Here is a 9,690-nt window from a genome sequence, read left to right on the forward strand (position 1 = left end):
ACGGGTGCCCGAGTCCTGTGCCCCACCCTCCCCGATCGAGTTCACCGCGTCGGTGACGACCGAGCTCTCTCGTTTCCTCGCCGACCAGAGCGGTCGCGTACAGCAGATCTCCCCCGATGCCGTGAGCATGATGGAGAGGATCACCGAGCTGAGCTCGGGCGGCAAACGCCTGCGGCCGTTGTTCGCGTACTGGGGCGCCCGCTGTGTCGCAACGCGACTGCAGCCCGAGCCCTTGGCCCGACTGGGTGCAGCGCTGGAACTGTTCCAGGCTGCGGCTCTGATCCACGATGACCTGATCGACCGCTCCGACACCCGGAGGGGAGGCCCCAGCGTGCACCGGCGTTTCGAGGCGCAGCACCGCGAGGCCGGGTACGCCTTGGACCCCGCCGAGTTCGGCATCGCCGCCGCACTCCTGGCCGGCGATCTGGCGCTGTCGCTCTCCGAGCAGCTTTTCCGAGCGGCCACGGATTCGCAGCGAGCTCAGGAGATCTTCGATGCCATGCGGACGCAGGTGATGGTGGGCCAATACCTGGATGTCCTCGAAGAGCAGTGCGGCCCGGCCAGGAACCCGCAGGACGCGCTGAGTGCCGCGCTGCGCGTGGTGGAGTTCAAGTCGGCCAAGTATTCGGTGGAGAACCCGGTCCTGATCGGGGCCGCCCACGCCGGAGCGGACACCGAACTCCTGTCCCGACTCTCGGCTATTGCGCTGCCTCTCGGCATTGCGTTCCAGCTGCGTGACGACGAGCTGGGCGTTTTCGGCGACCCTCGGACCACCGGCAAACCGGCCGGTGACGACCTCCGCGAGGGGAAGCGCACCGCACTCGTAGCGCTCACCCTGCAACGCACCGATCGGGCCGGAGCGGACACGTTGAACGCCGCTTTGGGCAATCCCGATCTCGACCCGGAGCAGGTGGAGCACGTCAGGGAGATCATGCGCTCATGCGGCGCCTTCGCGGCGCATGAGGCCCTGATCGACGATCACGTCGAGCGCGCCTTCTCCGCTCTGGAGGCAGCGGGACTGCCCGACGACGCGGCGCAAGGACTGCGCGAGGCCGGCACCGCCGCGGTGCGCCGGCGACTCTGACCTCGAGCGCTGTTCACCGGGCCAAGGCCCCGCTGCTCACCAGGCCAGTGCCTGAGCTCTCCGCCTGATCTCGGTCTTCCGGCCGGTGCGCAGTGCTTCGATCGGAGTGCCGGGCAGGGTCTCATCCGGGGTGAAGAGCCAACCGATGAGCTCTGCATCGTTGTAGCCGGCATCAGAGAGAACCGTCACGGTTCCTGCCAGTGACTCGACGACTTTCCTGTCTTGAACGAAGTCTGCCGGTACGGAGACGACATTGCGTTCCCCTCGGCGAACCGCGACCAACGCGCGGGTGTCGAGGAGCTTGCGCACGTGACGCAGGTCGACGTCAAGCACCTCCACCAGATCCGGGACGGTGAGCCAGTGCTCCACCAGGGCATCGAGTTCAGTTGTGTCAGTCACGTTGGCCATGATCCCACATCTGGATCAGGTGTCGTGACACGTCGGTGATCAGCGGATGATTCAAGGCCACCCCATGCCGGCACGAATCGCCGGAGTTCGGCGACGGTTTCATCACATCCTGATCTCGTGTACATTCACAGAAGTCACAAACGCATCACCAGTCACAGCATTCACATGATTCACATCAGTCACGTGAGCGGAGCTGCCCCTCCGTCGTTGTCGACCGGCGATCACTCATCCACGAATCAGGACGTCGAAGCATGCCTGTCAGCCGTCGCCCCCTCCGGGCGCCCCTCACTGGGGCCATCGTCACCGCAGCAATCCCCGCCATCACCTTGGCCGGCCTAGGAGCCGGTCCCGCCCAGGCGGCAACCCAGACCAACACCCCTCTGGGCAAGGCCCCAACGCACCGAAACCTCCTCGACGCCAAGGTCCAGATCCAGGCGCAGGTCGTCGCGGCGAAGAAGCAGACCTCCACCGTCACGGTCCGTCGGGGGGACTCCGTCTGGAAATTGGCCCAGAAGCACGGCGTCACGGTCGCGGATGTACTGCGCCTCAACGGCCTCAGATCCACCGATCTCATCCATCCTGGCGATCGCTTGGTCATTCGGGGGACGGCCAAGAAGTCTGCAGCCCCCACCACGAGCAAGCCAGGCAGCAAGCCGAAGGTGGGAGGGACGTCCCCGTCGTCCGCGCGGCACACCGTTCGCTCCGGTGACACGCTCTCCGGGATCGCGCATGCCAACGGCGTGAGTCTCAGCGCGTTGCTCTCCTCCTCCGGGCTCAAGGCCTCCAGCATCATCTACCCGGGACAGCGCATCGCGCTGCCGGGCAGCGCCAAGACGGCCACGTCGTCCGCAGGCAAGAAGACCGCGACATCAGCCGGCAAGAGGACCACCACGTCCTCTGGAGCCACGTCCGCGTCGAAGAAGTACAAGATCAAGTCAGGGGACACCCTGAGCGGGATCGCCCACAAGCACGGGGTGAGCGTGTCCGCGCTGGCCTCCGCCAACGGCATCTCCAGCTCATCGGTGATCTACCAGGGCCGCACCCTGAGAATCCCTGGGTCGAGTTCCACCAAGTTCCAGCGCACCTCGTCCACCAGCACCAAGGACGCTGTGCCCAACACGTTCCTGCACTACACCTACTCGGCCGAGACACACCGCAACGCGAATGCCTCCCACGCCACGCTGCAGTCGCGTTCGGTGCCCAGCGCAGCACAGATGGAATCCATCATCCGCTCCACCGCCACGAAGTACGGCGTCGACCCGAACCTCGCCGTGGCACACGCCAAGGTCGAGTCCGGGCTGAACGCTCGTGCGGTGTCTCCGGCCAACGCGGTGGGCGTCATGCAGGTCCTGCCTTCCACCGCCGAGTGGATGGGGCAGACCATCGGCCGCAAGCTGGACCCGTTGGATCCCTACGACAACGTGACGGCCGGGGTCGCCTACATCCGGTACCTTCAGCGCAATGCCAGCTCGCGCGACCAAGGGATCGGGGCGTACTACCAGGGGCTCGGCGGCATCCGCAACGGTGCGAAGCCGGACACGAAGGACTACATCCGCAAGGTCAAGTCCTACCTCTGATCTCTCGGTTCACCGCAAGGCAAGGGTGCCCCGACCTCTACGGTCGGGGCACCCTTGCGTTCGTTGCCGCCTCAGCTCAACTCAGCTCAACTCAGCGGCACGTCCAGATGCACACGGGTTCCGCCCTCGGAGCGGTCCTCCCACCGGATGGAGCCGGAGAGGTCGGCCGTGACCAGCGTTCGGACGATCTGGGTCCCGAGGCCGCTGCCGGGGGAAACGCCTCCCAGTCCCGCTCCGTCGTCCTCCACGTCGACCAGGAGCCGCTCCCCCACGAGCTGCTGCACCCTGACGACGCGGACCACCACGGTGCCGTCGCGATCGGCCAGACCGTGTTCCACCGCATTGGCGACCAGTTCGTTGAGCACCAGCGAGAACGGCGTGGCCATCTCCGAGGGCAGGTCTCCGAAGCTCCCCACCCGTCGCGTGCGCACATGGAACCCGGGCGAGGCCAGCTCAGCGGCCATCCGCACCTGCCGGTCCACGAGGTCGTCGAACGGGACGGACTGGGTGAGCCCCTGCGACAGCGATTCGTGGACCTGAGCTATGACCTGCACCCGGTGCATCGCGGCTTCCAGACCGGCCTTGCCCTCCTCGGAGTGCATCCGCCTTGCCTGCATCCGCAGAAGCGCGGCGACGGTTTGCAGGTTGTTCTTCACCCGGTGGTGGATCTCGCGGATGGTGGCGTCCTTGGAGACCAATTCCTGCTCGCGTCTGCGCAGTTCGGTGACGTCCCGGACCAGCACCAACGCTCCGTATCGCCTGACCCTGTCCCGCAAGGGGATGGCCCGCAGGTTCAGTCCGACACCCTTGGCCTCGATCTCCGCCCTCCACGGCATGCGCCCCGCGAGCACCAGAGGAAGCGCCTCGTCCGCGATCCGCAATTGCAGGTCGGAGGCCTCGGCGACATCGGTGAGTTTTCGCCCGTCCAAGGAATCCACACCACCCAGCCTGCGGAAGGCGGAGACGCCGTTGGGGCTGGCATAGACCACCACCCCGTCGGCGTCCAACCTGATCAACCCGTCGCCCACACGTGGGGCCCCTCGCCGACCTCCGGTGGGCGCCGCGAAGTCCGGCCACAGACCTTGTGAAACCATCACCAACAGGTCGCTGGCGCTGGATCGGTAGATCTGTTCCAGCCGTGAGGACATCCGCGCTCGCGACACGTCGGCGTGCACGGTCAGCACCGCAACGGTGCGTCCGTCCTTGACTGCGGGAACCGCTTCCACCCGGATCGCGTGGTCCGGGGTGAAGTGGTCCTCGGAAGCGCGTACAGGTTCCCCGGCGTCCATGGCCCGCTGGGCCAGGACCCGCAGACCCTTGCGCATGCGCTCCCCCACGAAATCGGTGTGGAAGACCGTGTGCGTGGTCGACGGCCTGGCGTGGGCCACCGCCGTGAGGGCGCCGGAGGCGCCTGGCAGCCACAGCACGATGTCGGCGAAGGCCAGGTCGGAGACCAGTTGCCAATCACCAACCAGCAGGTGCAACCATTCCTCGTCCTCGGCGCTCAGGCCGGCCGGCTCCCGCACAGCATCGAAGAGTCCCATAGTGAGTACCGATCACCTTCTCACGATCGAGCGAAGCAGACGCATCGCCACGGACAACGCGGCCATGTCCAGCTGCGTCGCGTCCAACACCTCGTCGAAGGTGGCGGACACCCTCCTCAATTTATCCTGTTGTGCATCGCTCCAGGCCTGCAGACGCGCTTCGGGTTCGTCGCCTTCCGTCTCCGAGACGACCGCGGCAGTGATCTCTGCTGTGGTGGAGTACAGGTCCTCACGCAATGCCGCACGCGCCAAGGTCTGCCAGCGGTCCAACCGCGGCAGTGACGAGATGTGCTCGAGCAGCATATCCACGCCGAACCGTGAGTACACGGCGAAGTACACCCCGGCCACCTGCGCCGGATCCCACCCGTACTCGTGAGAGATCCGGACGACGTCCAGCAACGCAAACGACTCGTACTGCGTTGCCCAGACGCGAGCCGCGTGCTCCGTCAGGCCCCAACCGATGGAGGTCTTGACCCACTCCTGCTCGCGTTCCGCGTCCGTGCCGGTCACGAACTCGGGCAACCGAGCCACCAGGGTCTGAAGTGGTTCCTCGTAGCGGGCCACCATCTGGTCCACCGGTGCCGTCACGTCGACGTGCTCCAGATACCAACGGGTGGCCCGTTCCAGCAGCCTGCGCTGGTCGCGATGGACCCGGGCCCACTGTTCGTTCGGGAAGGATGCAGGCAGGGCGTGGAGCTGGGTCAGCAGCTGGTCCATCCGGAAGATCCTCGTCACCGCCAGGAAGGCCTTGGCCACGTCCGCTTCGGAGACCCCCAGTTCCTCCATGATGGAGAACGTGAACGTGGATCCACCCACGTTGACCATGCGGTTGGCCACCTGTGTGGCGATGATCTCGTTGCGCAACGGGTGCGCCGCCGGCGCATCGGGGTAGGCGGCCACGAGTTCGGCCGGGAAGTACGCGTCCAGGATCGGCGCTGTGGCCTGCTCCTGCGGCAGGTCGGAGGCGGCGAGCGCATCAGCGAGCTGGATCTTGGCGTAAGCCACCACCACGGACCATTCCGGCCCTGACAATCCAGTGCCGTTGAGGCGCCGGCGCTCCAACTCCGTGGTGGAGGGCAGGAACTCCAGCTCGCGGTCCAGGTCGGCTGCACGTTCGAGGAAGTCCAGGAGTCGTTCCTGAGCAGGCAGCAACTTCTCCGGTTCTTGACGTTCGTTGACCAGCAGGACGTTCTGAGCGAAGTTGTCCTCGAGAACCAGGTCTCCCACGGCGTCCGTGTACGAGTGCAACAGCTGGGCCCGGTCGTCTGCGGCCAGCGTCCCGGAGCGCACCAGTGCGTCCACGAGGATCTTGATGTTGACCTCATGGTCGGAACAGTCCACGCCTGCCGAGTTGTCGATGGCGTCGGTATTGACGAGGATCCCCGCCTGCGCAGCCTCGATGCGACCTCGCTGGGTCATCCCCAGGTTGCCGCCTTCTCCGATGACGCGCACCCGAAGTTCGCCGCCGTTGACGCGGATCTGGTCGTTGGAGCGGTCCCCGACCTCGGCGTCGCTCTCCTCGGTCGCCTTGACGTAGGTGCCCACGCCACCGTTGTAGAGCAGATCCACGTCAGCCCGCAGCACCGCCTGGATGAGGTCCGGCGGTGAGAGCTTGTCCACGGCTGCCGGGAGCCCGAGGGCCTGACGCATCTGGGCGGAGACGGGAACCGACTTGGCGGTGCGGGGGAACACCCCGCCACCGTCGCTGATCAGCGAGCGATCGTAGTCGTCCCAGCTGGACCTGGGGAGTTCGAACAGCCGCTTCCGTTCCTTGAAGGAGGAGGCAGGGTCCGGGTCAGGATCCACGAAGATGTGCCGGTGGTCGAAGGCGGCTACCAGCTTGGCGTAGGGAGTTCGCAGCAGTCCGTTACCGAACACGTCTCCCGACATGTCCCCGATGCCGACCATGGTGAACTCTTCTTGGGCCACATCCACGTCGAGTTCGGCGAAGTGCCTCTCCACGGACTTCCAGGCGCCGCGCGCCGTGATTCCCATGGCCTTGTGGTCGTAACCGACCGAACCGCCGGAGGCGAAGGCATCCCCGAGCCAGAAGCCGCGTTGGGCCGCAATGGAGTTGGCGAGGTCCGAGAACGAGGCCGTTCCCTTGTCCGCTGCGACCACCAGATAGGTGTCGTCCCCATCGTGACGCACCACCGAGGCGGGGGGCACCACGACCTCGGAACCGTCTGCCTCGTGGTGCAGGTTGTCGGTGACGTCGAGCAGCGCCGAGATGAACTCCGTGTAAGCGCTGCGTCCCTCTGCCATCCACGCCTCACGGTCCTTGCCGGGGTCGGGGAGCCGTTTGGCGTAGAAACCGCCCTTGGCTCCGGTGGGCACGATGACGGCGTTCTTGACGGTCTGGGCCTTCACCAGCCCCAGGATCTCGGTCCGGAAGTCCTCACCTCGATCCGACCACCGCAGGCCGCCACGGGCCACGTCGCCGAAGCGCAGGTGGACTCCTTCGACCTGCGGGGAGTACACCCAGATCTCGTACTTGGGTCGCGGGAGCGGCGCGTCGTCGATGTCCCGGGTGGAGAACTTGAATGCCAAGCGGGAGCCGTGCAGGTAGTAGTTGGTACGCAGTGTGGCGTCCATCAGGGCCAGCAGTCGACGAAGCAGCCGATCGGCGTCCAGGGTCGCGACCTGGTCGAGGGAACGCAGCACCGCTTCCTTGGCGCGTTCCACTTCCTGCTCGCGTGCCTCCGGGGCATCGCCTCGTGAAGGATCGAAGCCCGCGTGGAAACGCTCGAGCAGGGCCGCAGTGACCTCCGGGTAGCGGCCCAGTGTCCTGGCCACGAAGCTGACGGTGGTGGCCACTCCCAGCTGCCGCAGGTACTTCACATACGCCCGCACCATGGTGACCTCACGCCAGGCCAGTCCCTGGGTGGTGACCAGGTGCTGGAGGGCATCGGACTCGGCCCGACCTGCAGACACCGCACGGTAGGCTTCGCGCACGCCGGCTTCCACGGCCTCCACGTCCACTTCGGCAGGCACCTGCACCGTGAGGTCATAGAGGTAGAAGGGTTCGGCCCCGTCCGGGGTCACCGTGTAGGGGTGTTCCTCGCTGACCTCCAGTCCCAGGGCTGAAAGGACCGGCAGGATGGAACTCAGCGGTTGAGCCTCACGCAGGTAGAGCTTCAGCCCTGCCTCCCCCACACCCTCGGCATCAGCCGTTCCCGGTGTCGGGGTGATGCGCAGGTCGATACCTTCTGTGCCTTCCGTGTCCAGGGCGCCGAAACGGGCAACATCCTCCAGTGCGTCCTCGACCTCGTAGACAACACGGTAGGCGGGAGGGAAGGCCTCCGCCCATCGCCGGGCCAGTCCTACAGCGGCTTCTGCGCCGAAGGAGGAGGTGAAGGCCTCCTCCATCCCTTCGCTCCACGAACGCACTGCCCGCGCCAGGCGGGTCTGCAGCCCGGCCTGATCCACGTCGCCGGCAGCCGCACCGTCGTGAAGCCGGATCCGGTAGTACGCGCGGACCAGCGCGCTGTCCCCCATCCGCAGATCGAAGTCCATCGACACCGCATCGAACGTGGAGGAGAGCTCCTGCTCGACCCGCAAACGCACCCGAGTGGACCAACGGTCCCTCGGGACGAAGACCAGCGCAGAAACGAATCGGCCGTATGTGTCCCCGCGCAGGAACACGCGCGTGGCACGCCGGTCCTGCAGGAGCATGATGCCGTCCACGGTGGAGGCGAGCGTCTCCGGATCCGTCTGGAACAGTTCCTCTCGAGGGAAGGACTCGAGGATCGCCAGCAGGTCCTTGCCGGAATGGGAGTCCAGCGCGAACCCGGCTCTGGCCAGGACGTGGTCCACCTTACGACGCACCACCGGAACGGAACGCACCGGGTCTGACACGGCAGAGGAGGAGAACAGGCCGATGAAGCGGCGCTCTCCGATCACCGCGCCGGAGGGGTCGAACGTCTTGACTCCCACGTAGTCCAGGTACTGGTCGCGGTGAACGGTGGAGCGACGGTTCGCCGTGGTGAGAACCAAGGTCCGCGGTTCCCGGGCCCGTTGGCCCCTCACGCCCGTCAGCTCGCGGGCGGTCCCTGCGGCTCGCCGCATGAGGCCGAGGCCGGAGGCGTCCACAGGCACCAGGACGTCCACATCGCCACGATCCTCCAGAAGATACTCACGGTAGCCGAGGAACGTGAAATGGTCCTCGTCCAACCACCGCAGCATCGCTGCGGCTTCGTCGGTCTCCGACGAGGGGAGGCTGGGGACGCCGGCGGCGAGGTCGTCTGCGGCCTTCAACGCTGCGTCGCGCATGGGCTGCCAATCCGCAACGGCGCTGCTGACGTCGTCCAGGACCGAGACCAGGGTCTTCCGCAGGGTCGCGGCGGCGTCGTCGTCCAAGGGCTGATCGAGTTCCAAGCACATCCAGGATTCGATCCTGGCGTGTTCGCCGGTCGGCGTGTTGAGCACGCTCAGGGAAGGCAGGGCCGCGGTGTCCCCGCTGGAGAGCGGCGATGCGGCAGGAACAGGCAACAAGGCGGTGAGCTCATCCGAACCGTCCGAGCGGTGGGCCACGAACGTGGGGTGCATGACCAGGCGGAGCCGCGGCGCTCGGCGCAGCACGGCGTTGGTCACCGAGTCCACGAGGAACGGCTTGTCATCCGTGACCACGTACACCAAGGTTGCGGTGGCGCTGGGTTCCACGACCACATTCGAGGTTTCCGCACTGCGACGTCCACCCACCCTGACGTGGGCATTCACCCTGGCCAGTAGGTCCTCGTCCGTATATCTGGATCTGTCCTGCTCATCCAGGTGGCGGTAGTAATTTCCAAGTAGGTCGTCATTGACCTGGAACGACTCGGACGGGTTGGGCAGGCCTTGGCCAGGCACGATCACGTGGTCCTCCATAGGGAACAAATACCTTCAGTCACGAGGCGTCGTTGCCTGACATGACATGTCCAGCCTAGCCCCGAAATCCGGCCCCCGCTCCGGCCGACCGACCGCGAGTGCGTTTCCGTCGCCCACTGCCTTCCGACGGACGCCCCCTGCCCAAGTCCGGGGCCGACGCAGTGGAGGGTTCAGGCGCACCGAGTACGAGGGCAGCGATCCCTTTCCGGAG

General features: G+C 66.3%; 5 protein-coding genes. 2 read left to right on the plus strand and 3 right to left on the minus strand.

What is annotated here, in order from left to right:
* Window positions 1-1,084, plus strand: a 1,084-nt coding sequence (locus tag Q0A15_RS13410) for a polyprenyl synthetase family protein (protein ID WP_367273398.1), incomplete at its 5' end; no start/stop codon positions are given.
* 36 nt (window positions 1,085-1,120) lie between these two features.
* On the opposite strand, the gene Q0A15_RS13415 is transcribed toward Q0A15_RS13410, so the two are convergent.
* Complete coding sequence (locus Q0A15_RS13415) at window positions 1,121-1,492, minus strand: Rv2175c family DNA-binding protein (protein ID WP_291280031.1); 372 nt, start codon at window positions 1,490-1,492, stop codon at window positions 1,121-1,123.
* A gap of 251 nt (window positions 1,493-1,743) precedes the next feature.
* On the opposite strand from Q0A15_RS13415, the gene Q0A15_RS13420 reads away from it, so the two are divergent.
* Window positions 1,744-3,069, plus strand: a complete 1,326-nt coding sequence (locus Q0A15_RS13420; RefSeq protein ID WP_291280032.1) for a LysM peptidoglycan-binding domain-containing protein — start codon at window positions 1,744-1,746, stop codon at window positions 3,067-3,069.
* An 86-nt stretch (window positions 3,070-3,155) separates the two neighbouring features.
* Here Q0A15_RS13420 and Q0A15_RS13425 read toward each other — a convergent pair whose 3' ends face one another.
* A complete protein-coding gene (locus tag Q0A15_RS13425; protein WP_291280033.1) occupies window positions 3,156-4,613 on the minus strand; it encodes a sensor histidine kinase in 1,458 nt (485 codons plus the stop codon).
* 12 nt (window positions 4,614-4,625) lie between these two features.
* On the minus strand, window positions 4,626-9,467 hold the full coding sequence (locus Q0A15_RS13430) for an NAD-glutamate dehydrogenase (protein ID WP_291280034.1): 4,842 nt from the start codon (window positions 9,465-9,467) through the stop codon (window positions 4,626-4,628).
* Window positions 9,468-9,690 lie beyond the last annotated feature (223 nt).

It is taken from the genome of Galactobacter sp. (genome assembly GCF_022712295.1).
Classification (GTDB): domain Bacteria; phylum Actinomycetota; class Actinomycetes; order Actinomycetales; family Micrococcaceae; genus Galactobacter.